The sequence below is a fragment of the Mesorhizobium sp. Primo-A genome (assembly GCF_003997175.1).
Classification (GTDB): domain Bacteria; phylum Pseudomonadota; class Alphaproteobacteria; order Rhizobiales; family Rhizobiaceae; genus Mesorhizobium; species Mesorhizobium ciceri.
Genome location: NZ_RZTG01000002.1, coordinates 310,589 through 332,161 on the forward strand (window position 1 = coordinate 310,589; position 21,573 = coordinate 332,161).

Annotated in this window: 21 protein-coding genes and 1 pseudogene; 20 read left to right on the forward strand and 2 right to left on the reverse strand. The window is 63.2% G+C overall.

What is annotated here, in order from left to right:
- The first annotated feature begins 103 nt into the window (after positions 1–103).
- The gene (locus EOC83_RS04265; RefSeq protein ID WP_013527918.1) at positions 104–1,381 is read left to right on the forward strand and encodes a 4-aminobutyrate--2-oxoglutarate transaminase; all 1,278 of its coding nucleotides are present in this window, start codon (positions 104–106) and stop codon (positions 1,379–1,381) included.
- A gap of 30 nt (positions 1,382–1,411) precedes the next feature.
- Here EOC83_RS04265 and EOC83_RS04270 read toward each other — a convergent pair whose 3' ends face one another.
- Positions 1,412–2,665 carry an FAD-dependent oxidoreductase gene (locus EOC83_RS04270; protein ID WP_063169984.1) on the reverse strand — a complete coding sequence of 418 codons (1,254 nt, stop codon included), beginning with the start codon at positions 2,663–2,665 and terminating at the stop codon, positions 1,412–1,414.
- 433 nt (positions 2,666–3,098) lie between these two features.
- Between EOC83_RS04270 and EOC83_RS04275 the strand changes: the two genes are divergently transcribed.
- The 18 genes and pseudogenes from EOC83_RS04275 (at position 3,099) to EOC83_RS04360 (ending at position 20,378) form a co-directional block, all read left to right on the forward strand.
- Positions 3,099–4,388, forward strand: a complete 1,290-nt coding sequence (locus EOC83_RS04275; RefSeq protein WP_063170455.1) for an imelysin family protein — start codon at positions 3,099–3,101, stop codon at positions 4,386–4,388.
- A 112-nt stretch (positions 4,389–4,500) separates the two neighbouring features.
- Positions 4,501–4,812 (forward strand): (2Fe-2S)-binding protein, encoded by a 312-nt coding sequence (locus tag EOC83_RS04280; RefSeq protein ID WP_013527915.1) that lies wholly within the window; start codon positions 4,501–4,503, stop codon positions 4,810–4,812.
- Positions 4,778–5,263 (forward strand): bacterioferritin, encoded by a 486-nt coding sequence (gene bfr / locus EOC83_RS04285; protein ID WP_013527914.1) that lies wholly within the window; start codon positions 4,778–4,780, stop codon positions 5,261–5,263. Before EOC83_RS04280 ends, bfr begins: the two co-directional genes overlap by 35 nt.
- Positions 5,264–5,275: 12 nt before the next feature.
- On the forward strand, positions 5,276–6,877 hold the full coding sequence (locus tag EOC83_RS04290; RefSeq protein ID WP_063169985.1) for a di-heme oxidoredictase family protein: 1,602 nt from the start codon (positions 5,276–5,278) through the stop codon (positions 6,875–6,877).
- Positions 6,877–7,956, forward strand: a complete 1,080-nt coding sequence (locus EOC83_RS04295) for an imelysin family protein (protein ID WP_063169986.1) — start codon at positions 6,877–6,879, stop codon at positions 7,954–7,956. Before EOC83_RS04290 ends, EOC83_RS04295 begins: the two co-directional genes overlap by 1 nt.
- A 1-nt stretch (position 7,957) precedes the next feature.
- Positions 7,958–9,064 (forward strand): DUF1513 domain-containing protein, encoded by a 1,107-nt coding sequence (locus EOC83_RS04300; protein ID WP_063169987.1) that lies wholly within the window; start codon positions 7,958–7,960, stop codon positions 9,062–9,064.
- Positions 9,065–9,159: 95 nt separating this feature from the next.
- On the forward strand, positions 9,160–9,837 hold the full coding sequence (gene tsaB / locus EOC83_RS04305; protein ID WP_063169988.1) for a tRNA (adenosine(37)-N6)-threonylcarbamoyltransferase complex dimerization subunit type 1 TsaB: 678 nt from the start codon (positions 9,160–9,162) through the stop codon (positions 9,835–9,837).
- 83 nt (positions 9,838–9,920) lie between these two features.
- Positions 9,921–10,415: a ribosomal protein S18-alanine N-acetyltransferase gene (gene rimI / locus EOC83_RS04310; protein ID WP_063169989.1), complete on the forward strand. Its 495-nt coding sequence runs from the start codon at positions 9,921–9,923 to the stop codon at positions 10,413–10,415.
- Between the two features lie 21 nt (positions 10,416–10,436).
- Positions 10,437–11,237 carry a 1-acyl-sn-glycerol-3-phosphate acyltransferase gene (locus EOC83_RS04315; protein WP_063169990.1) on the forward strand — a complete coding sequence of 267 codons (801 nt, stop codon included), beginning with the start codon at positions 10,437–10,439 and terminating at the stop codon, positions 11,235–11,237.
- 113 nt (positions 11,238–11,350) lie between these two features.
- Complete coding sequence (miaB, locus tag EOC83_RS04320; RefSeq protein WP_244514371.1) at positions 11,351–12,721, forward strand: tRNA (N6-isopentenyl adenosine(37)-C2)-methylthiotransferase MiaB; 1,371 nt, start codon at positions 11,351–11,353, stop codon at positions 12,719–12,721.
- An 83-nt stretch (positions 12,722–12,804) separates the two neighbouring features.
- Complete coding sequence (locus tag EOC83_RS04325; RefSeq protein ID WP_023758127.1) at positions 12,805–13,797, forward strand: PhoH family protein; 993 nt, start codon at positions 12,805–12,807, stop codon at positions 13,795–13,797.
- 18 nt (positions 13,798–13,815) lie between these two features.
- On the forward strand, positions 13,816–14,316 hold the full coding sequence (gene ybeY / locus EOC83_RS04330) for an rRNA maturation RNase YbeY (protein WP_013527905.1): 501 nt from the start codon (positions 13,816–13,818) through the stop codon (positions 14,314–14,316).
- A gap of 28 nt (positions 14,317–14,344) precedes the next feature.
- Positions 14,345–15,475: a hemolysin family protein gene (locus EOC83_RS04335; RefSeq protein WP_063169992.1), complete on the forward strand. Its 1,131-nt coding sequence runs from the start codon at positions 14,345–14,347 to the stop codon at positions 15,473–15,475.
- A gap of 16 nt (positions 15,476–15,491) precedes the next feature.
- Positions 15,492–15,962 (forward strand): annotated as a pseudogene (locus EOC83_RS04340) (VOC family protein).
- A 101-nt stretch (positions 15,963–16,063) separates the two neighbouring features.
- Positions 16,064–17,656 carry an apolipoprotein N-acyltransferase gene (lnt, locus tag EOC83_RS04345; RefSeq protein WP_063169993.1) on the forward strand — a complete coding sequence of 531 codons (1,593 nt, stop codon included), beginning with the start codon at positions 16,064–16,066 and terminating at the stop codon, positions 17,654–17,656.
- A 142-nt stretch (positions 17,657–17,798) separates the two neighbouring features.
- Entirely contained in the window at positions 17,799–18,218 is a 420-nt protein-coding gene (locus EOC83_RS04350; RefSeq protein WP_013527901.1) for a helix-turn-helix domain-containing protein, read from the forward strand.
- 169 nt (positions 18,219–18,387) lie between these two features.
- The gene (metK, locus tag EOC83_RS04355; protein ID WP_024503461.1) at positions 18,388–19,653 is read left to right on the forward strand and encodes a methionine adenosyltransferase; all 1,266 of its coding nucleotides are present in this window, start codon (positions 18,388–18,390) and stop codon (positions 19,651–19,653) included.
- Positions 19,654–19,676: 23 nt separating this feature from the next.
- Positions 19,677–20,378: a tRNA (guanosine(46)-N(7))-methyltransferase TrmB gene (locus tag EOC83_RS04360; RefSeq protein ID WP_024503462.1), complete on the forward strand. Its 702-nt coding sequence runs from the start codon at positions 19,677–19,679 to the stop codon at positions 20,376–20,378.
- Positions 20,379–20,444: 66 nt separating this feature from the next.
- On the opposite strand, the gene EOC83_RS04365 is transcribed toward EOC83_RS04360, so the two are convergent.
- Positions 20,445–20,612 carry a hypothetical protein gene (locus tag EOC83_RS04365; RefSeq protein ID WP_013527898.1) on the reverse strand — a complete coding sequence of 56 codons (168 nt, stop codon included), beginning with the start codon at positions 20,610–20,612 and terminating at the stop codon, positions 20,445–20,447.
- A 299-nt stretch (positions 20,613–20,911) separates the two neighbouring features.
- Here EOC83_RS04365 and rimP point away from each other — a divergent pair, with 299 nt between their 5' ends.
- Positions 20,912–21,556 (forward strand): ribosome maturation factor RimP, encoded by a 645-nt coding sequence (gene rimP / locus EOC83_RS04370; RefSeq protein WP_013527897.1) that lies wholly within the window; start codon positions 20,912–20,914, stop codon positions 21,554–21,556.
- Positions 21,557–21,573: the final 17 nt, after the last annotated feature.

Below are 21,573 nucleotides of genomic sequence, written 5' to 3' on the forward strand. Positions count from 1 at the left end.
CAATCGCCTGCCGGTGGTGCCGACTTGAGGAAAACGTGAAATAAGGTCAGAAGACATCTCAACGGCATCAAACAGGACGGGCGCCGGCCCGGTGAGGGATACGATGAAGAATTCAGCCATTTCCGAACGCAAGAACCAATCGATTTCCCGCGGCGTCGGCATGACCACGCAGATTTATGCCGACCGGGCTGAGAATTCGGAAATCTGGGATGTCGAGGGGCGTCGCTATATCGATTTCTCGTCGGGCATCGCCGTCGTCAACACCGGGCATCGCCATCCCAGGGTGATCGAGGCGGTCAAGGCACAGCTCGACCGCTTCACCCACACCTGCCACCAGGTGGTGCCCTATGAGAGCTATGTGCGCCTGGCCGAACGGCTGAACGGCATGCTGCCCGGCAAGTTCGAGAAGAAGACGATCTTCGTCACCACCGGGGCCGAGGCTGTCGAGAACGCCATCAAGATCGCCCGCAATGCCACCGGCCGTCAGGCGGTCATTGCCTTCGCCGGCGGCTTCCATGGCCGCACCTTCATGGGCATGGCGCTGACCGGCAAGGTCGTGCCTTACAAGGTCGGCTTCGGCGCCATGCCGGGCGATGTCTACCATGCGCCGTTTCCTGTGCCGCTGCACGGTGTCTCGGTCGCCGACTCGCTGGCGGCGCTCGACCGGTTGTTCAAGGCCGATGTGGATCCGGCGCGCGTCGCCGCCATCATCATCGAGCCGGTTCAGGGCGAGGGCGGCTTCTACGACGCGCCGCGGGATTTCCTGGTTGCGCTGCGCAAGCTTTGCGACCAGCACGGCATGCTGCTGATCGCCGACGAAGTGCAGACCGGCTTTGCCCGCACCGGCAAGATGTTTGCTATGGATCACCATGAGGTGGCCGCCGACATCACCACCATGGCCAAGAGCCTGGCCGGCGGCTTTCCTCTGGCGGCGGTCACCGGCCGCGCCGAAATCATGGATGCGCCCGGCCCCGGCGGGCTCGGCGGCACCTATGGCGGCAGTCCGATCGGCGTTGCCGCGGCGCACGCCGTGCTCGACGTGATCGAGGATGAAAAGCTGTGCGACCGCGCCAATACGCTGGGCGCAAGGCTGAAACAGCGGCTGCAGTCGATCCGCGACGACGTGCCCGAGATCGTCGACATCAGAGGTCTCGGCTTCATGAACGCGGTCGAGTTCAACGACGTCAAGAAGGGCCTGCCCTCAGCCGAGATCGCCAATGCGATCCGGTTGAAGGCGCTCGACAAGGGCCTGATCCTGTTGACCTGCGGCGTCTACGGCAACGTCATCCGCTTCCTGGCGCCGATCACCATCCAGGACGAAGTCATGAACGAAGCACTCGACATTCTGGAAAGCTCGATCCGCGAAGTCTGCGCCGCCTGATCAGTAAGGTGCCGCGCCTGAGGGACGGAATTATCCCGCCGCTCTGGCGGGCTCATTCTCGAGGAAAGCAGCCAGTGCCGCTTTCAGCCCCTCGGGGCCAGCGGCCACCGTCTGCGGCGTCGGCGAGAAGCCGGCGCCCAACATCTTGCGGCCAAGCATATGGTCGCCCGGACGGTTGACCGATTCGATGCCGAGCAGCCGGTCGCCGGCATAGTGGTAGATCGAGAATTTGTTGTCGGGAAGGCCGCCCAGCACGACATGGCTGTCGCCGCCGGCGGTCAGGCCGACCATCTGCAGCTTCATGTCGCCGATGTCGGACCAGAACCATGGCACCGCAGAATAGGCGTCGGCATGGCCTGATATCGTGCGCGCGGCAAGCCGCGCCTGGTCGGTGGCATTCTGCACCGATTCCAGCCGCACGTCGCCGCCGGTGAACCAGTGACGGTAAGAGGCAGCATCGCCAATAGCGAGAATCTCCGGCACCGAAGTCCGCATCTGGTGATCGACGCGGATGCCGTTGGCGATGCCGAGGCCAGCTTCCTGTGCCAGTTCGACATTCGGCACGGCACCAATGCCGACAATGACCATGCGCGCCGGCAGTCTTTCGCCTGACGAGGTGATCGCGGCCACGACATGACCGTTTTCGCCTTCGAGCCCGGCGATCGAGGTGCCGGTGAGGATGCGCACGCCCGTCGCTTCCAGCCGTTGCCGGACGTGGCTCGCCACCACCGGCGCCACGGCGCGGCCGAGCAGCCGGTCCACCGCCTCGACCACTGTCACCGTGCGGCCGGCGGCCCTCAACGTGGCTGCGATCTCCAGCCCGATGAAACCGCCGCCGAGGATGACGACTTCGTCGGTTTGCGCGCTGAGGTCGCGAATCAGCCGCGCATCGGCCAGCGAGCGCAGCGACAGCACCCCGGACAGATCGGCACCGGGCAGCGGCAGCGTGCGCGGGCGCGAGCCTGTCGCCAGGATCAGGTGGTCGAAGGCAAGCGCACCACCGCCGGCAATATCCAAACTGCGGCGTCCGGCATCGATGCGATCGATCCTGACGCCAGGCCGGTAGTCGATGGCGCTGCCGGTGTAAAAGGCCTCGCCGCGCAAGGGTTGTGGCTTGGCCTCGGCATCCTTGATGAAGGTCTTCGACAGCGGCGGCTTGTGGTAGGGCAGTTCGTCCTCATCTCCGACGAGGATTACCGGTCCGTCATAACCGTCCTCGCGCAGACTTGCGGCCGCTTGCACGCCCGCATGGCCCGCGCCGACAATGACCACACCGTTCTTCATCGCACTCAATCCCGATTCTACCCTAGGATGTTCCGCCAGATGGCAATTGTCTGGCACCGCTGCAAGCGAGCTTTTGCGGGTCGCATCCGGGATGGCGGCTGTCAATCGCACAGTTCAGCGGCAAGACCGGTGCAGGAAAATGCATAAAGTTGACAGTCGCAGTTTAGAATAATTCTAAACTGTTGTTTCGATTGACTTTTCTTGCGGATTGTCATTGACATCCGACGGTGTCGCAGCTTTATGGAAGCTCGCGCGTCAGCGCATCCCTTTAATGTCTGGGCCTTGAACCCTTTCGATTGGAGGCATTTTGGTGTCTTTCTTCCGCGAACCGCGCGATGGCGCGGCATCTCTTGCGCCCAATGGCCCGCAGATGGCCTGGCGCCGGTTGCTGCGCGCGCCGTTTACAGAATTTCCGAGAAACTGGAGAGTGATCATGACAGCACGATATGGCAGCAGGCTTGCGGCGATCGGCGCCACTGCCCTGCTGACGGCGGCGGTATTCGTGTTGCCGGCAAAGGCGGAAACCGATGTAAAGGCGGTCATCAAGACCTATTCCGACATCGCGCTCGCGAAATACGAAGATTCGCTGACCACCGCGCAGGCGCTCGACAAGGCGGTCGACGCGCTGCTCGCCACGCCATCGGTGGAAACCCTCAACGCTGCCCGTGACGCCTGGAAGGCATCGCGCGTTCCCTACCAGCAGACCGAAGTCTACCGCTTCGGCAACAAGATCGTCGACGACTGGGAAGGCAAGGTGAATTCCTGGCCGCTGGATGAAGGCTTGATCGACTATGTCGCCAAGAGCTACGGCACCGAATCGGACGCGAACGCGCTCTACACGGCCAATGTGATCGCCAACAAGGAGATCGAGATCAACGGCAAGAAGGTCGATGCATCGAAGCTTTCGCCGGAATTCCTCTCCGGCACGCTGCAGGGAGCCGGCGGCATCGAGGCCAATGTCGCCACCGGCTATCACGCCATCGAATTCCTGCTCTGGGGCCAGGACCTGCATGGCACCGGCCCGGGTGCCGGCGAGCGCCCCGACACCGACTACGACCTCAAGAACTGCACCGGCGGTAATTGCGACCGCCGCGCCGAGTATCTGAAATCGGCCAGCGACCTTCTGGTTTCGGATCTTCAGGAGATGGTCGGCAACTGGAAGGAAGACGGCGCCGCCCGCAAGGCTCTTGTCGATGGCGAGCCGAACACGGCGATCTCGACGATCTTCACCGGCATGGGCTCGCTGTCCTACGGCGAACTGGCCGGCGAGCGCATGAAGCTCGGCCTACTGCTGCATGATCCGGAAGAGGAGCACGATTGCTTCTCCGACAACACCTACAATTCGCATCTCTACGACGCCATCGGCATTCGCGCGGCCTATCATGCGAGCTACACGCGTCTCGACGGCACCATCGTTTCGGGTCCTTCGGTGGCCGATATGGTGAAGGCGGCCGACCCGGCGATCGACAAGGAACTGTCTGACAAGCTCGATGTTTCGGTCGCCAAGATGGAGGCGATCAAGGCGCGTGCACTGGCCGGCGAGGCCTATGACCAGCAGATCGCCGAGGGCAACATTGAGGGCAATGCCACCGTCCAGGCGGCGATCGATGCGCTGATCGATCAGACCAAGTCGATTGAGCGCGCCGTCGGCTCCCTGAAGCTCAGCACCATCGCCTTCGAAGGGTCCGACAGCCTCGACGCGCCGGACAAGGTGTTCAAGTAAGGGGTAAACGACGGAGACTGACCCGGAGCCGGACAACCGGCTTTGGAACGGCCTCCGCCAGAAGATCAAGCCACACGGCGCGGGAGACGCCGTCAGCCAGCCGAGCAAGCCAATGCTGATTTGTCATTGCAACATCATCACCGAGAAGGAGATCGAGCAGACGATCGTCGGGCTGCTGGACCAGGATCCCTGGCAGTTGATCGTGCCGGCGAAGATCTATCATGCAATGCAAAAGCGCGGTCGCTGTTGCGGCTGCTTCCCAAATGTGGTGGAAACGATCATTCGGGTCACCGAAAACTACCACGCCCGCTCGGAGGCGAGCGGCGTGGATGTCGTTTCACACCTGGATCGCGTCAGAGGCCTGCGCATCCAATACGGGAGCAGAATTCATGAAAGGCGATCCGCAGATCATCGAGCGGCTTAACGAGGCCCTTTTTCTGGAGCTTGGGGCCGTCAATCAGTACTGGGTGCATTTCCGTCTGCTTGAGGACTGGGGATACGCGAAGCTGGCAAAGAAGGAGCGGGCGGAATCGATCGAGGAGATGCACCATGCCGACAAGCTCGTCGCCCGCATCATCTTCCTCGAAGGCCATCCGAACCTGCAGTCCGTGGCGCCGCTGCGCATCGGGCAGAACGTCAAGGAAGTGCTCGAATCCGACCTTGCCGGAGAATATGACGCACGTACCGCCTACAAGCGTTCGCGCGAAATCTGCAACGACGCCGGCGACTACGTGACGATGAAGCTGTTCGAGGAATTGCTGGCCGACGAGGAGGGTCACATCGACTTTCTTGAGACGCAGCTCGACCTGCTTGCCTCGATCGGCGAGGAGAAATACGGCCAGCTCAACGCCGCATCGGCAGACGAGGCGGAGTAAGGGCATGCGGGAATGCGGCGCCTGCTAGAATTCGTGCGCCGCTCGCGGCGGGCCAATGGCTCGCCGCCCCCTGAGAAGACGCCAGCCGGATTGGCGCGTCGGCGCTGTGTCATGCTCGTGTTGGCGCTTACCTCTTCGGCGATGGCGGGTGATCTTCAGCCGGCCGGCTTCGCTACCACGCGCACCGACCTCAATGCGAAGGATCAGGCGCGCGCCATCGCCGTCACCAGGCCGACCACGGATTTTTCCAGGCCAGAGCCGTTCGAACTGATGCAAGGTGGCGCCGGCACGTCCCGAAAGGACGTCAGCCGCGATTCCTTCTCGCAATCCTCGGCCAACCTCACCTTCGAGGAACAGGGCGACTTCAAGCTTGGCAATGCCCTTTTCCGCAAGAACTGGGTCTCGTCGCCATCCTCGACGCAGGCGTCGGACGGGCTCGGCCCGCTGTTCAACGAACGTGCCTGCCAGAACTGTCATCTGAAGGACGGCCGCGGCCGCCCGCCGCAAGGCGACGCCGGCACCACGTCGATGTTCCTGCGGCTGGCCCGCGACGCCAGCAGCGTGGAAGAGAAGGCGGCGCTTGCCGACCATGAGGTGCTCAACTTCCCCGACCCGGTCTACGGCAGGCAATTGCAGGAGCTCGCCGTACCCGGCCTGCCCGGTGAAGGCAGGATGCATATCGACTATCAGGAACGTAAGGTAGAGCTGACGGACGGCGCTGTGATCTCCTTGCGCAAGCCGAGCTATTCGGTTGACGGCCTTGGCTACGGGCCGCTTGACCCACGCACCACACTGTCGCCGCGCCTGACCCCGCCGATGATCGGCCTGGGCCTGATCGAACAGATCGCGCCGTCTGATATTCTCGCCCAAGCCGATCCGGACGACAGGGACGGCGACGGCATTTCCGGCAGGCCGAACATCGTGCGCGATAGCCTGAACGGGGAACTGACGCTCGGCCGCTTCGGCTGGAAGGCGCAGACCGCGTCGATCCGCCAGCAGGCGGCGGATGCCTTTGCCGGCGACATCGGCATCTCGACGCTCGAAGAGCCGAGGCATTGGGGCGATTGCACTGCTGCGGAGGCAAAATGCCTCGCCATGCCGAACGGCGTGCAGCAGCGTCTTGGCCCGGTCGAGGCGCCGCCGCCGGTGATGGATCTCGTCACCTTCTATTCGCAGAACCTGGCCGTGCCGTCGCGCCGGGACCTCGACCGGCCGGACGTGCTCGCGGGCAAAAAGACATTCTACGAGATCGGCTGCATTGCCTGCCATACGCCGAAATTCGTCACGCGCCGCGATACGCCCAATAAGGCGCAGGCCTTCCAGTTGATCTGGCCCTATTCCGACTTCCTGCTGCACGACATGGGGCCTGATCTGGCCGATGGCCAGGCCGTGGGCGATGCGACGGGCAATGAGTGGCGCACGCCGCCGCTGTGGGGCATCGGCCTGACCGAGACAGTCAACGGCAATTCCTTCTTTCTGCATGACGGGCGCGCGCGCAGCCTGGCTGAGGCGATCCTGTGGCATGGCGGCGAGGCGCAGAAAGCGCGCGACCGTTTTGCCGCCGCTAACGCGACCGAGCGTGACGCATTGCTCAAATTCCTGGAGTCACTGTGATGTTCAAGCGTTCTGCATTGTTTTTCGCTCTTCCGCTGGCCCTGCTGGGCGTTGTCCCTGCGTCGGCGGCGGTCAAAGCCTCCGACATCATCCAGCGGGCGATCGATGGCTTCGTCCGCCCGGCCTATGCCGGCCTGCACGAGCATGCGGAAGCCTTGACCGGATCCATGCGCAAGCTGTGCGTCACGCCCTCGCAAGGAGAGCTCGATGCCGCACGCGCCGAATTCTCCGCCACCGTCTATGCCTGGTCGTCAGCCGAAATCATCGGCTTCGGGCCGATCAAGGAGAACAACCGGCTGGAACGCATGCTGTTCTGGCCGGATCGCAAGAGCATTGGCCTGAAGCAGGTGCAGGCGGCGCTGTCGGCGAAGGATCCAACCGCCACAGATCCGGCACAGCTGGCCGGCAAGAGCGTCGCCATGCAGGGGCTGGGCGCGCTGGAGTTCGTGCTTTACGGCGACGGCGCCGATGCACTGGCCGGCAAGGATGATTCCTACCGCTGCGCCTATGGCACTGCTGTTGCCGGCAACATCGAAACCATGGCCGGCGAGGTCAGCGCCGCCTGGAACAAACCGGACGGCTTTGCAGCGCTTTGGGCCAATCCGGGGCCGCAGAACCCGCTCTACCGCGACGGCAATGAAGCGGTGACCGAACTGGTCGGCGTCTTCATCAACGAGCTGGAAATGGTGCGTGACGTGCGCCTGAAAGGGTTTTTCGGCGGCAAGCCGGACGCGGACAAGCCGAAACAAGCGATCTATTGGCGCTCGCAAAACACCACCGCGTCACTGGCCGGCAATCTCTCCGGCATCGATACGCTGTTCCAGGCCTCGAAACTTGGCGACGCCCTGCCGGCCGATGCGCGCTGGATGGCCGAAGCGATCCACATCCAATTGGTCAACGGTGTCGCCACCGCCAAGGCCGTCAGCGGTCCAATCGACAAGGCGCTTGCCGATCCGGCATTGCGCGACAAGCTCGATCATTTCGCGCTGATCACCTCCAGCCTGTCGACCCTGATCGGGACCAGGTTGACCGCTGAATTCGGCCTGACCGCAGGCTTCTCCTCGCTGGATGGGGACTGAATTGAAAACCCCGCTGATAGATCGCCGCGATTTCCTGAGAGCTGCAGGCGTTGGCTTCATGGCCGCGATGGCGCCATCGGCCTGGGCAACGACGCTTTCGACCGACGCCGTCTTCGCCACCGCTTTCGTCAAACGCGACGGCAGCTTTGGCGCTGCCGTCCTGTCCGAGGCCGGCAAAGTCCTGCATGCGATCGATCTGCCCGATCGCGGCCACGATGTCACCTTCGATCCCATATCGAAACGCTCGGTGGTCTTCGCGCGGCAACCCGGCACCTTTGCCGTGGTTTTCGACCATTCGGGCCGTGATGCGCCGCTGACCATCGCCAGCATCGCCGGCCGGCATTTCTTCGGCCATGGCGTGTTTTCGGCCGACGGTGCGCTGCTCTATGCCACCGAAAACGACTTCGACAACGCCGCCGGCGTCGTCGGCGTCTACGATGCGCGGGCGAAATTCAGCCGTGTCGGCGAGTTCCCGACCTATGGAATGGGTCCGCACGAGCTTCTGCTCCTGGGCGATGGCAGGACGATTGCGGTAGCAAATGGCGGCATCGAGACCCATCCGGATTACGGCCGCGCCGAGCTCAACATTGCGACCATGAAGCCGTCCTACGTGCTGATAGACCGCGTCACCGGCGACCTCATCGAGAAGCACGAATTGCCGGCCGCACTGCATCAGCTGTCGATCCGCCACATGGACACCGATCCGTCCGGCACGGTCTGGTTCGGTTGCCAGTACAGGGGCCCGGGCACCGATCGTCCGCTGCTGGTCGGCCGCGCGGTGCGCGGCAAGGAATTGCAACTGCTCGACATGCCGCAGGACGTTTTGTCCGGCTTCCGCAACTACATAGGCTCGGTCGCCGCCAATCCGGCTGCCGGCACGGTCGCGGTCTCCTCGCCGGAAGGCAACTCGCTTGTCGTGCTCGATGCGGCCAGCGGACGGGTCGTCGCGAACAGCGCGCTGGTCGAGGTCTGCGGCGTGGCTCCCGATGGAACCGGCTTCATGGCCACCACCGGCGCTGGCGAGATCGTCGAGGGCAGTGGTGCGACACGCTCCGAACCGGACTATGTCTGGGACAACCACATGCTGCGCATCGAGCAGGCCGCATAGGCCACAAGCGAAGCCGCTTAACGAATTATGCACTATCCCCTTGCGGTGGCGGGCCGTGGCGGGCACAGGGAATTGTCTTTCGAACCGGTTGCTTCATGAAATTGCTTGCCATCGACTGTGCCGCCAACCTCTGCGCCGCTAGCGTCTATGACGCGACGGCGAAGCGGGAGCTCGGCCGCTCGGTGCTCGATCTCGGCAAGGGCCATGCCGAGCAGCTGATGGCGGTCATCGCCGAAGCGCTGGAGGCAGGCGCAACCGACTATGCAGGTCTTGGCGCCATTGCCGTGTCTGTCGGCCCCGGTTCCTTCACCGGTCTGCGGGTCGGCGTCTCGACCGCGCGTGGCCTGGCGCTGGCGCTGAAGATACCGGCAATCGGAGTGACGACACTGGAGGCGCTGGCTGCCGAAGCAGCGACGGCATTTCCCGGTCGCGCCGTGCTGGCGGCGCTGGATGCCGGCCGTGAGGAGATCCACGCGGCTTTTTACGACGAAAGGTTAGTCTTGACTTACGGTCCGGCCGTGGCCACGCTGGCCGACGTGGTGGCAATGGCGAAGGCAACGTCTCTGGTGCTTGCCGGCACCGCTGCAGCGCTCATCAGCGCATCGGCCGGGCGCGAATTCGATGTCGGCCCTCGGACGGCCACCGCCGACATTGTCACCTACGCCCGCCTGGCTGCCGCCAAGGGCGCGGGCGAACGGCCGAAACCACTCTATCTGCGCGGCGCCGACGCCAAGCCGCAGGCCGGGTTCATTCTTTCAAGGATCAGACCATGATCCCGAAAAGTGGAAGCCGGTTTTCACGGACAACGGTTCCCGTTTGTCCAGAGATCATGGTCAAACAAGAAAACAAAAATTAGATGCGCATACCTTTTCTCCAATCACGCCGCCGGGACTATGCGCTCGAGCCGCTGAGGATCGCCGACAGTCCGGCGGTCTCGCTGCTGCATCGCGAGGACTTTGTCCGCCCCTGGACCGATGGCGAATTTGCCGCCTTGCTCGAACAGGACACCGTGTTCGGCTATGCCGCGCGCGAAACCGGACAGGGCTCCAAGCCGCCCGTCGGCTTCGTGCTGGCGCGGCTTGCGGCAGGCGAGGGCGAGATCCTGACCGTCGCGGTGGCGCGATCGCATCGCCGGCAGGGGTTGGGCTGGCAATTGATGGACGCGGTGTTGCGCGAACTGCACGCGCAGCGCGCCGAAGCGCTGTTCCTCGAGGTCGACGAGACTAATGTCGCGGCGATCGCGCTTTATCGCCGGCTGGGCTTCCGCGAGGTCGGCAAGCGGCCGAATTACTACAGGTCGGCCGAACACGGACCGACCGGCGCGCTTGTCATGCGCCGCGATCTTCGCTAGCGAGACGGCCGGGATGGGGCGATGATCAAGAAAATCAGGATTTTCCTGGCGCTGGGCCTCGTTGTCGCCGGTTCGCTGGTCCTCGTGCCGTTACAGATACTGTCGATGAAGACCGGCTGGTGGCCGGAAACCTTCATCCTCAAGATCTGGCACAGGCTGATCATCAGGGCGCTCGGCATGCGCATCCATGTCAAGGGGACGCTGTCCGACAAGCGCCCGCTGCTGGTTGCGTCCAATCACATCTCCTGGACCGACATCATGGTGCTCGGCTCTTTTGCCGACGTAAAATTCATCGCCAGGGCTGATATGGAAGGCTGGCCGCTGATCGGCATGCTTTCGAAGCTGCAGCGTACCGTGTTCATCGAGCGCGAGCGCAAGCGTTCGTCGGGCGACCAGGCAAGCGAGATTGCCAGCCGCATGGCCAAGGGCGATGCGATGGTGCTGTTTGCCGAGGGCTCGACCGGCGACGGCAATATGGTCCTGCCGTTCAAGAGCACGCTGTTCGGCGCCGCCTCGATGGCGATTTCGGAAGGCGCGGCGGAACAGGTGTTCATCCAGCCGGTGGCGATCGCCTATACGCGTCTGCACGGCGTGCCGCTCGGCCGCCGGCATCGCCCGCTTGCCGCCTGGATCGGCGATGAGGATTTGATGCCGCATCTCAAGGTATTGCTGGCGGAGGGCGCGCTCGACGTCGAGGTGCATTTCGGCGAGGCAATCGCCTTTTCCAAGGGTTCGAACCGCAAGGAGACGTCGAAACTGATGGAAAGCCAGGTGCGTGAGATGATGCAGGCGGCGCTTGCCGACCCGCGGCCGAGCCGCTAGCCCCGGCATGCCCTTGCTGGCGCGGGCCGAGAATCGTCTGTTTTTTGTCACGGAAAGGCGTTAGAAGCCGCCTTATGGACTTGAACACGATAGAAAGCGACGACATCGGCACTATGGCTGGACAGCCGGCAGTGCTTTCCACGGCAGCGAAAAAAGTCTTCATCAAGACCTATGGCTGCCAGATGAACGTCTATGATTCGCAGCGTATGGCCGATGCGCTGGCTGCCGACGGCTATTCCGCGACCGATGCCATTGGCGAGGCGGACCTGGTGCTGCTGAACACCTGTCATATCAGGGAGAAGGCGGCCGAAAAGGTCTATTCCGAGCTCGGCCGTATCCGCGACATGAAAGCCGAGCGTGCCCTGGCCGGCCGCGAGATGCTGGTCGGCGTCGCCGGCTGCGTGGCGCAGGCCGAAGGCGCCGAGATCATCCGCCGTTCGCCGGCCGTCGACCTGGTCATCGGCCCGCAGACTTATCACCGGCTCCCCGACGTGCTGGCGCGGGTGCGCGGCGGCGAAAAGATCGTCGAGACCGACTACGCCATCGAGGACAAGTTCGAGCATCTGCCGCAGTCCAAGCGCGCCGAGGTCATCAAGCGCGGCGTCACCGCCTTCCTCACCGTGCAGGAAGGCTGCGACAAGTTCTGCACCTTCTGCGTCGTGCCCTATACCAGAGGCTCCGAAGTTTCCCGGCCGGTGGCGCAGATTGTCGCGGAGGCTGAGCGCCTGGCTGAAGCCGGGGTGCGCGAAGTGACGCTGCTTGGCCAGAACGTCAATGCCTGGCATGGCCAGGGCGAGAACGGCCACGAGTGGGGCCTTGGCCGCCTGCTGTTCAGGCTGGCCGAAATCCCCGGGCTGGCGCGTCTGCGCTACACCACCAGCCACCCGCGCGACATGGATGACGAGTTGATAGCGGCCCATCGCGATCTGCCGGCGTTGATGCCCTATCTGCATCTGCCGGTGCAATCGGGCTCCGACCGCATCCTCAAGGCGATGAATCGCCGGCACACGGCGAGGGATTATCTGGCGCTGCTCGACCGTATCCGCACTGCCCGGCCTGACATCGCGCTTTCCGGCGACTTCATCGTCGGCTTTCCCGGCGAGACAGAAGCGGATTTCGAGGCGACCATGGAGCTGGTGCGTCAGGTGAATTACGCCTCGGCCTTCTCCTTCAAATATTCGCCGCGCCCCGGCACGCCAGGCGCCGAAATGGCCGATCATGTGCCGGAAACGGTCAAGGACGAGCGCCTGCAGCGGCTGCAGGCTCTGCTTGTGAAGCAGCAGCAGGACTTCGGCTTGAGCCTCATCGGCAGCACCATCGACACGCTGATCGAGAAGCCCGGCCGCCAGGCCGGCCAGAAGGTAGGCCGCTCACCTTGGCTGCAGCCGGTTATTGTTGATGAAAAGGCCGGCGAAATCGGTGACATTATCCAGGTGCGAATCACGAAGACGGGCTACAACAGCCTGTTCGCCGAATTGGCCTGAGGGTCTCGGCAGATGAGGAGAGACGGTTGAGCGCAGCAGAGCTGAAGAACCTGCCCCCGGTACCGGCATCTGGGGCTTCTGACATGGCGCACATCGTTCTGACTTTCGACAACAACAAGCTTGCCAGCGCCCTCTATGGTCAGTTCGACGAAAACCTCGCCCGGCTCGAGCAGAAGCTTGGCGTCGACATCCGCTCACGCGGCAACCAGCTGACCATCAAAGGGTCCGCTTCTGCCGCCGAGCAGGCGCGCCGCGCCCTGGACAATCTTTACGGCATTCTCCAGAAAGGCGTCGATATCGGCCAGTCCGACGTTGACGGCGCCGTGCGCATGGCGATTGCCGCCGACGATCAGTTGACCCTGCCAACGCTGGAACGCAAGGGCAAGGTCTCCGCCGCCCAGATCGCCACCCGCAAGAAGACGATCTATGCCCGTTCGCTCAACCAGGACGCCTACATGCGGGCGCTTGAACGGTCGGAACTGGTGTTCGGCATCGGCCCGGCCGGCACCGGCAAGACCTACCTGGCGGTGGCGCACGCGGCGATGCTGCTCGAGCGCGGCATGGTCGAGCGCATCATTCTCTCGCGGCCGGCGGTCGAGGCCGGCGAGCGGCTGGGCTTCCTGCCCGGCGACATGAAGGAGAAGGTCGATCCCTATCTGCGGCCGCTCTATGACGCGCTCTACGACATGATGCCGGCCGACAAGGTCGAGCGCGCCATTGCCGCCGAAGTGATCGAAATCGCGCCGCTTGCCTTCATGCGCGGCCGCACGCTGGCGCATGCCGCCGTTATCCTCGACGAGGCGCAGAACACCACGCCGATGCAGATGAAGATGTTCCTGACGCGTCTGGGCGAAAACTCGCGCATGATCGTCACCGGCGATCCGACCCAGATCGACCTTCCCTCGAACACCAAATCGGGTCTGGTCGAAGCCTTGCGGGTGCTGGACGGCGTGGCGGGCGCGGTCACCGTGCGCTTCAACGACGGCGACGTGGTTCGCCATCCGCTGGTGGCGGAAATCGTCAGGGCCTACGACCGGGACGCCAAGCTGGCGCGTGGCCTCGGCGCCGAGAATTGATGTTGGCGATGCGGCTTCATGCCTGAGGACATAATATCCGGCGACGGGAATATTCCCGTCGACATCGACATAGCGGTTGAGGCGGGCAACTGGCCCGACGAGGCAAGCCTGACGCGGCTGGTCGATCGGGCCGTTAAGGCGGCTTTTGCCGAAACCGGCGTGGCGGGCCGTTCCGAACTCAGTCTCGTTTTTTCCGACGACGCCCATATCCAGGTTCTCAACGCCGGCTGGCGCGGCAAGGACAAACCGACCAACGTCTTGTCTTTCCCGGCTTTTCCGTTTGCGCAGGGCGGTCCGTTGCCGCCGATGCTGGGCGACATCGTGCTGGCCGCCGAAACGGTCGCCCATGAAGCGGTACTGGAAGACAAGCCTGTCGAGAACCATATCACCCATCTCGTCATCCACGGCCTGCTGCATCTGCTGGGCTACGATCACGAGACCGAGGCCGAGGCCGAGGCGATGGAAGCCGTCGAACGCGCGGCGCTTGCAAGGCTTGCCATTCCCGACCCCTACGCGTAACTACATCTGACCAATTGACCGGACGACGATGAACGACAAACCAGAGACTGCCGCCCGCCCCGACGCCGGCAGTGCAACCAAGGCTTCCGATACGTCGGAAGAGGGATCAAGTCCGAGTACCGTTGCCTCTGGTGCTAGCAGTACCTCTGCTGCTGCCGGCACCTCTGGTGCTGCCAGCATCGGCAGCGCTGCCAGCGAGACATCGCCTGCCGGTCCCTCCCTGTTCGACCGCGTTCTTGGCCTGTTCAGGCAACGCAACGGAACCAGCCTGCGGGAGGAAATCGCCGGCGCGCTTGCCGAGACAACGAGCGATGCCGGCGCCTTCTCGCCCGGCGAACGCGCCATGCTCAACAACATCCTGCGGCTGCGCGAAGTGCGCGTCGAGGACGTCATGGTACCGCGCGCCGACATTCAAGGGGTCGAAATCACGACGACGCTCGGCGATCTGCTGGGCACCTTCGAGCAATCCGGCCATTCCCGCATGCCGGTCTATTCAGAGACCCTCGATGATCCGCGCGGCATGGTCCATATCCGTGATGTGCTGGCCCACATCACCAAGATCGCGCGCGTCAAGAAGGGCCGCTCGACCAGGAAAGCACCCGTCGCCACGGTTCTCGATCTCGCCCAGGTCGATCTCGCACGCACCATTGGCGACCTCAATCTGATCCGCCCGGTGCTGTTCGTGCCGCCGTCGATGCTCGCCTCCGACCTGATGGCTCGCATGCAGACGACGCGCACGCAAATGGCGCTGGTCATCGATGAATATGGCGGCACCGACGGCCTTGCCTCGCTGGAAGACATCGTCGAGATGGTGGTCGGCGACATCGAGGACGAGCATGACGACGACGAGCCAATGATCACCCAGAGCGGCGACGGCGTGTTCATCGTCGATGGCAAGGCCGAGATCGACGACGTCGCCAAGATGATCGGCGGGGATTTCGCCGCCGGTGAACATGGCGAATATGTCGACACCATCGGCGGCATGATTTTCAACACGCTTGGCCGTGTTCCGGCCCGCGGCGAGGTGGTGCAGGCCATACCCGGTTTCGAATTTCACGTCCTCGACGCTGATCCGCGCCGCGTCAAGCGCGTGCGCATCGTGCAGAGCCAGAAGGGTGAGCGTCGCCGGCGTGCCACGGCGCGCACCGAACAGGCGTGAGCGTTTCGCTCGCACGATGACTATCGACGACCCGTTCAAGCATCCAAGTCTGGGCTCTGGTGTTTTCTACAAGGATCCGCATGCCGCGCTGGACTGGCTCGAGGCGGCTTTCGGCTTCGAGCGCAGCATGGTGGTCAGCGATGCCGAGGGAAAGCTCATCCATGCAGAGATGCGGTTCGGCGACAGCTACATCATCGTCGATTCCGAATGGAGCGATTACGTCGCCAGCCCGGCTTCGCTCTCGGGCAAGAACACGCAGTCGATCTATGTCAGGCTGAAGGGTGGCCTGGATGCGCATTGCGAGCAGGCGCGGGCGCTCGACGCTGATATAATCCAGGAGCCGGCGGATCAGTTCTAGGGTGAGCGCCAGTATCGTGCACGCGACCCCGAGGGCCATGTCTGGACCTTCACGCAGACCATCCGTTCGGTTCAGCGCGAGGAGGCCGAGCGGCTGGGGGGCGTTCAAATCGAGGGTTGGCACCGGTAGGCAGGGCCGGAGCTGTGCATCTCAGCTAGCCCATGCGCCGTTTGGAGCGCGGAGCGCAGCCTGTTAAATCTTGTGTCCTGATTCGCGACTCGGAAGTATGCATGGAGCGCCTCACCGGCCGGATAATTCTGCTTTGGGGTTGGCGGCGTGCGCTCGTGGCGTTTCTCGCAGGCGCCCTCGCGGTGCTTGGGCAGGCGCCTTACGACTTCTTCGCCGCCTGTTTCGTCTCGTTCCCGCTGCTGGTCTGGCTGCTCGACGGCGCCACCGGCGAAGCTTCAGGCAGTCTGTTCCGGCGTCTGCGGCCGGCTTTCGCCGTCGGTTGGTGGTTCGGTTTCGGCTATTTCCTCGCCGGCCTCTGGTGGATCGGCTCGGCGCTGCTGGTCGAGGCCGACAGCTTTGCCTGGGCGCTTCCCTTCGCGGTGGTCGGCATTCCTTTCATGCTCGCCTTTTTCTACGGCTTTGCGGCAATCGTTGCCCGGCTGCTGTGGAGCAACGACATTGGCCGCATCGCCGCCCTTGCCTTCGGCTTCGGCCTGGCGGAATGGCTGCGCGATTTCCTGTTCACCGGTTTTCCCTGGAATGCCGTCGGCTACGCGGCCATGCCCGTGCCGCTGCTGATGCAGAGCGTCTCGGTGACGGGCATGATCGGCATGAACGCGCTCGCGGTGTTCGTCTTCGCACTGCCGGCACTGCTGGCGGCACGTCGGCACCTGCGCCTCGGCGCGGCACTGTTTGTCGTGCTCGTCGCTGCCCATGTCGGCTTCGGCTATATCAGGCTTGCCGCTCCCGAATCGCCAGCTTCACGCAGCCTGGATGTCCGCATTGTCCAGCCGGCCGTGGACCTGTCGGAAAAATGGGATGCCTCGGTGCGCGACCGCATCTTCGCGGTCCTGATGGGGCTCTCGGGCAAGGCGCCGGATCCAGGCCATCAAAAGCCGCAACTGATCCTGTGGCCCGAAACCTCGGTGCCGTTCCTCTTCACCGAGCGTCCGGACGCATTGACGGCGCTGGGGGATATGCTCGGACCCGGCCAGATGCTGATTGCCGGCGTCGTCCGCGAGGAAGGCGGCTCGGCCGCAAATGCCGACAGCCGCTACTACAACTCCGTGGTGGCGATCGACGACAAGGGTGAAATCACGGACGCCGTCGACAAGGTTCACCTGGTGCCGTTCGGCGAATACCTGCCTTTCGCCGATCTGCTCCAGCGTTTCGGCATCGAGCAACTGGTTGCCGGGCCGATGAGTTTCGCGGCCGGCAATGAGCGGCACGCCATCACGCTACCCGACGGCATCCGTGCGCTGCCATTTATCTGTTATGAGGTGATCTTTCCCGATCTTGTGGCAGTTGACGCTGCGTCAGCGCAGCTTATTGTGAACGTTACCAATGATGCGTGGTTCGGCGACACGCCGGGTCCGTATCAGCATTTCAGGCAGGCCCAGATCCGTGCGGTGGAAAATGGATTGCCATTGGTGCGTGCCGCCAACAACGGCATCTCGGCCGTCGTCGATCCGCGCGGGCGCATCGTCGATGCGCTTGCTATCGACGCGCGCGGCGCCATCGATGCCCACATACCGATTTCCGGACAGGCGCTCATATCTCCCGGCCAACGGCGCATTAACGGAATGCTGATCATGTTGCTGTTTGCCGTTGGGGCAGCGCTGTTGAACGTAAGGCAAAGGCTACGGGTGAATTGACAGCCAACACATTAGAAACTCATACTGTAAGTGCCTGAAAATTTCTCGAAGCCGGTGGATCGTTCTGTTGGGGCAGTTGCCTCCGGCTTTGTTTGGGCAGGAAAAAAAATAGAGAAAGCCGAAAAAATTCGGCGAGGAAAAAATGACAGAAGATAACAAGAAGAAACCGAATCCGATCGACATCCATGTTGGCAGTCGCATTCGGCTTCGCCGCAACATGCTTGGAATGAGCCAGGAAAAGCTGGGAGAAAACCTCGGCATCACATTTCAACAGATTCAGAAATATGAAAAGGGCACCAACCGCGTCGGCGCCAGCCGTCTGCAGGCGATCGCGTCCATACTCGGCGTGCCTGTCGCTTTCTTTTTTGAGGATGCGCCCGGCCAGGAGCCTGTGGCGGGCCGTGGATTTGCCGAGGACGCTTCGATGGCTTTCGCTGTCGAATTCTGCGGCAGCCCTGAAGGCCTTCAGCTCAACCGGGCCTTTGTCAAGATCGCCGACGCCAAGGTGCGCCGCAGGATCATAGACCTGGTCAAGTCCCTCTCCGCCGACGATCCCGACTGATCCTCAATCACGCCAGGACCGGCGGCGCCCCGCCGCCGGTGGCACAAGATAACGGCATCGACATTCATGCCAGAGCCGAAGCACCGCTTGACGAGCGGCGCTTCGCCCCGCTAACACGTGGCGCGCCAAAATCGGCAGCCTGCCGATCGTTTTTCAAGAGGGGACACCCGTGACGCGGCAGAACTACTTCTTTACCTCGGAATCCGTTGCCGAGGGCCATCCTGACAAAGTCTGTGACCGGATTTCCGACGAGATCGTCGATCTGGTCTATCGCGAAGCCAAGAAGACCGGCATGGACCCGTGGAAAGTCCGTGTCGCCTGCGAGACGCTGGCCACCACCAACCGTGTCGTCATCGCCGGCGAAGTGCGCGTCCCGGAAACGCTGCTGAAGAAGGACAAGGCAGGCAACATCCTCAAGGATGCCGCCGGCCATCCGGTCGTCAATCCGGCCAAGTTCAAATCGGTCGCCCGCAAGGCGATCCGCGAAATCGGCTACGAGCAGGCCGGCTTCCACTGGAAAACGGCGAAGATCGAGGTTCTGCTGCACGGCCAGTCGCCTGACATCGGCCAGGGCGTCGACAACGCTGCCGACCGTCAGGGCGAAGAGGGTGCCGGCGACCAGGGCATCATGTTCGGTTATGCCTGCCGCGAGACGCCGGATTTGATGCCGGCGCCGATCTACTACAGCCACAAGATCCTCGAACTGCTGGCTGCTGCCCGTCACGAAGGCAGCGGTGAAGCCGGCAGGCTCGGGCCGGATGCCAAGAGCCAGGTCACCGTTCGCTATGTCGATGGCAAGGCCGCCGAGGCGACGCAGATCGTGCTGTCCACGCAGCATCTCGATGCGAGCTGGGATTCAAAGAAGGTCCGCAAGGTCGTCGAACCCTATATCCGCGAGGCGCTGGGCGACCTCAAGATCGCCGACGATTGCATGTGGTACATCAATCCGACCGGCAAGTTCGTCATCGGCGGGCCGGACGGCGACGCCGGCCTGACCGGCCGCAAGATCATCGTCGACACCTACGGTGGTGCCGCACCCCATGGCGGCGGCGCTTTCTCCGGCAAGGACACCACCAAGGTGGATCGTTCGGCAGCCTATGCGGCGCGCTACCTGGCCAAGAACGTGGTGGCGGCGAAACTCGCCGACCGCTGCACCATCCAGCTTTCCTACGCCATCGGCGTCGCCCAGCCGCTGTCGGTCTATGTCGACTTGCATGGTACCGGCAAGGTCGACGAGGCAAAGCTCGAGGACGCGCTGCGCACGGTGATGGATCTGTCGCCGTCGGGCATCCGCCGTCACCTCGATCTCAACAAACCGATCTACGCCAAGACGTCGTCCTACGGCCATTTCGGCCGCAAGGCCGGCCGTGATGGGTCTTTCTCCTGGGAAAAGACCGATCTCGCCAAGGCGCTCAAGGACGCGGTCGCCGCCTGACAGCGGCGCCGCGAAGTCCCGCCATGGATCCGAAGGACAGACCAAGCCGCGCGACCGAAGCCTTTTTCGGTCGCCGGCGCGGCAAGACCATGCGTCCGCAACAGGCGGCCGCGCTGGAAAGCGGCTTCGGTGTATATCGGCTCGATCTGGCGGCCGAGCCGCCGGCCGATCTGCAAACTCTGTTTCAGACCGATGTCAGCGCGGTTCGCCTCGAGATTGGCTTCGGCGGTGGCGAACATCTCCTGCACCGCGCGACCGAGGCGCCTTCGATCGGCTTTATCGGCGTCGAGCCCTTCGTCAACGGCATGGCCAAGATGATGATGGCGGTGCGCGAGAAACCGCTCGCCAATCTGCGGGTTTATGACGACGACGCCACAAGGCTGCTCGACTGGCTGCCGCAGGCCTCGCTCGGCGGCCTCGATCTGCTCTATCCCGACCCCTGGCCGAAGAAGAAACACTGGAAGCGACGTTTCGTAAGCCCGGTCAATCTCGAGCGGTTCGCGCGCGTGCTGAAGCCTGGTTCAAAATTCCGCTTCGCCTCCGACATCGACACTTATGTCAACTGGACCTTGCTGCATTGCCGCGCGCATGGCGCGTTCGCATGGCAGGCTTGCGAGGCGGCGGACTGGCACCGGCCCTATGATGGTTGGCCGGGCACCCGTTACGAGGCCAAGGCCATTCGTGAGGGCCGGCGGCCGGCCTATCTTACCTTCATTCGGAAATAGGCTCGCGGTCTTAGAGCAATTCCAGGAAAAGTGTGAAACGGTTTTCCGTCCGGAATTGCGTCAAAGCTAGAATCGGCGGCCGATGCGATCGAAGGCGGCAGGCTCGACGCCGAGGTTGCGCAGGTCGTCGGCGCGCGGCCTGCGACCGGCTTCTACGGCCCGTGAAGCGGCCACGGCGCTGCCGAATACGGTGAAGAAGTCGCCTATTGCAGAAAATATCTTGCGATTGCTCATGATCATGTCCTTTCGCGCACGTGTGACGCACGGCCACCTTTGTGCAGCGCAGCGTAAGTAGGTGCGTTTCAGCGCCAATCCCATTGGGGCCGCCGCATGGGCGCCATGCGCTCCATGCAACGCTGGCGGGGGCCACCTCGATGGCAGCGTTGCCCGACCAGCATAGCGGGCTTGAAACACAGGCCGCGATCGTCTATATCAGCCTCAAATTCTTGGTCGGTATGACGAAGAGTGGGTCCACCCGGTCCCGCTCTTTTTTATTACCTGCCGATAACTTGGTAGAGAACGACAGGGCTTCAATGACTGCAACGGCAAGCGAGGGCGACGATCGCATCATCCGCGAAAGCGGCATCGATGCGCGCATCGCGCTGATCGTCCAGCCGGTTCTGCGCGGCATCGGCTTCCGCCTCGTGCGGGTGCATCTGTCGGGCCAGAACGGGCTGACGCTGCAGATCATGGCCGAACGCGAGGACGGCACCATGACCGTCGAGGATTGCGAAGAGGTCAGCCGCGCGGTGTCGCCGGCGCTCGATGTCGATGATCCGATCGAAAAGGCCTACCATCTTGAAGTCTCGTCGCCCGGCATCGACCGGCCGCTGGTCCGCAAATCGGATTTCACGACCTGGACGGGTCATCTGGTGAAAATGGAAACATCGATCGTCGTCGCCGACCGCAAGCGCTTCAAGGGCAAGATCGCCGAAGCCGGCGAAGACGATGTGCTGATCGAGCGCGACAAGGCAGCCTATGGCGAGGAGCCGACGGTGCGCGTCCCCTATGACGCGATTGCCGATGTGCGCCTGATCCTGACCGACGATCTCATCCGCGATGCCCTGTCGAAGGACAACAGGGCGCGCAAGGAAGCCAAGAAGCGCCGTGGCGAACCGGACGACGACGAGTCGGGTGCGGAAGCGGACGCCACGGAAGAACACGAACAGGAACTATGATTGAGCTGCCGGGCGCA

Excerpts from the sequence above, each read along its gene's own strand:
- EOC83_RS04290 (WP_063169985.1), top strand. The coding sequence starts at position 5,276 with ATGCGGCGCCTGCTAGAATTCGTGCGCCGCTCGCGGCGGGCCAATGGC.
- miaB (WP_244514371.1), top strand. The coding sequence starts at position 11,351 with ATGGCTGGACAGCCGGCAGTGCTTTCCACGGCAGCGAAAAAAGTCTTC.
- EOC83_RS04335 (WP_063169992.1), top strand. The coding sequence starts at position 14,345 with ATGAACGACAAACCAGAGACTGCCGCCCGCCCCGACGCCGGCAGTGCA.
- rimP (WP_013527897.1), top strand. The coding sequence starts at position 20,912 with ATGACTGCAACGGCAAGCGAGGGCGACGATCGCATCATCCGCGAAAGC.
- EOC83_RS04275 (WP_063170455.1), top strand. The coding sequence starts at position 3,099 with ATGACAGCACGATATGGCAGCAGGCTTGCGGCGATCGGCGCCACTGCC.
- EOC83_RS04265 (WP_013527918.1), top strand. The coding sequence starts at position 104 with ATGAAGAATTCAGCCATTTCCGAACGCAAGAACCAATCGATTTCCCGC.
- tsaB (WP_063169988.1), top strand. The coding sequence starts at position 9,160 with ATGAAATTGCTTGCCATCGACTGTGCCGCCAACCTCTGCGCCGCTAGC.
- EOC83_RS04350 (WP_013527901.1), top strand. The coding sequence starts at position 17,799 with ATGACAGAAGATAACAAGAAGAAACCGAATCCGATCGACATCCATGTT.
- lnt (WP_063169993.1), top strand. The coding sequence starts at position 16,064 with ATGGAGCGCCTCACCGGCCGGATAATTCTGCTTTGGGGTTGGCGGCGT.
- EOC83_RS04315 (WP_063169990.1), top strand. The coding sequence starts at position 10,437 with ATGATCAAGAAAATCAGGATTTTCCTGGCGCTGGGCCTCGTTGTCGCC.
- rimI (WP_063169989.1), top strand. The coding sequence starts at position 9,921 with ATGCGCATACCTTTTCTCCAATCACGCCGCCGGGACTATGCGCTCGAG.
- EOC83_RS04280 (WP_013527915.1), top strand. The coding sequence starts at position 4,501 with ATGCTGATTTGTCATTGCAACATCATCACCGAGAAGGAGATCGAGCAG.
- ybeY (WP_013527905.1), top strand. The coding sequence starts at position 13,816 with ATGCCTGAGGACATAATATCCGGCGACGGGAATATTCCCGTCGACATC.
- bfr (WP_013527914.1), top strand. The coding sequence starts at position 4,778 with ATGAAAGGCGATCCGCAGATCATCGAGCGGCTTAACGAGGCCCTTTTT.
- EOC83_RS04360 (WP_024503462.1), top strand. The coding sequence starts at position 19,677 with ATGGATCCGAAGGACAGACCAAGCCGCGCGACCGAAGCCTTTTTCGGT.
- EOC83_RS04295 (WP_063169986.1), top strand. The coding sequence starts at position 6,877 with ATGTTCAAGCGTTCTGCATTGTTTTTCGCTCTTCCGCTGGCCCTGCTG.
- EOC83_RS04270 (WP_063169984.1), bottom strand. The coding sequence starts at position 2,665 with ATGAAGAACGGTGTGGTCATTGTCGGCGCGGGCCATGCGGGCGTGCAA.
- EOC83_RS04325 (WP_023758127.1), top strand. The coding sequence starts at position 12,805 with ATGGCGCACATCGTTCTGACTTTCGACAACAACAAGCTTGCCAGCGCC.
- EOC83_RS04365 (WP_013527898.1), bottom strand. The coding sequence starts at position 20,612 with ATGAGCAATCGCAAGATATTTTCTGCAATAGGCGACTTCTTCACCGTA.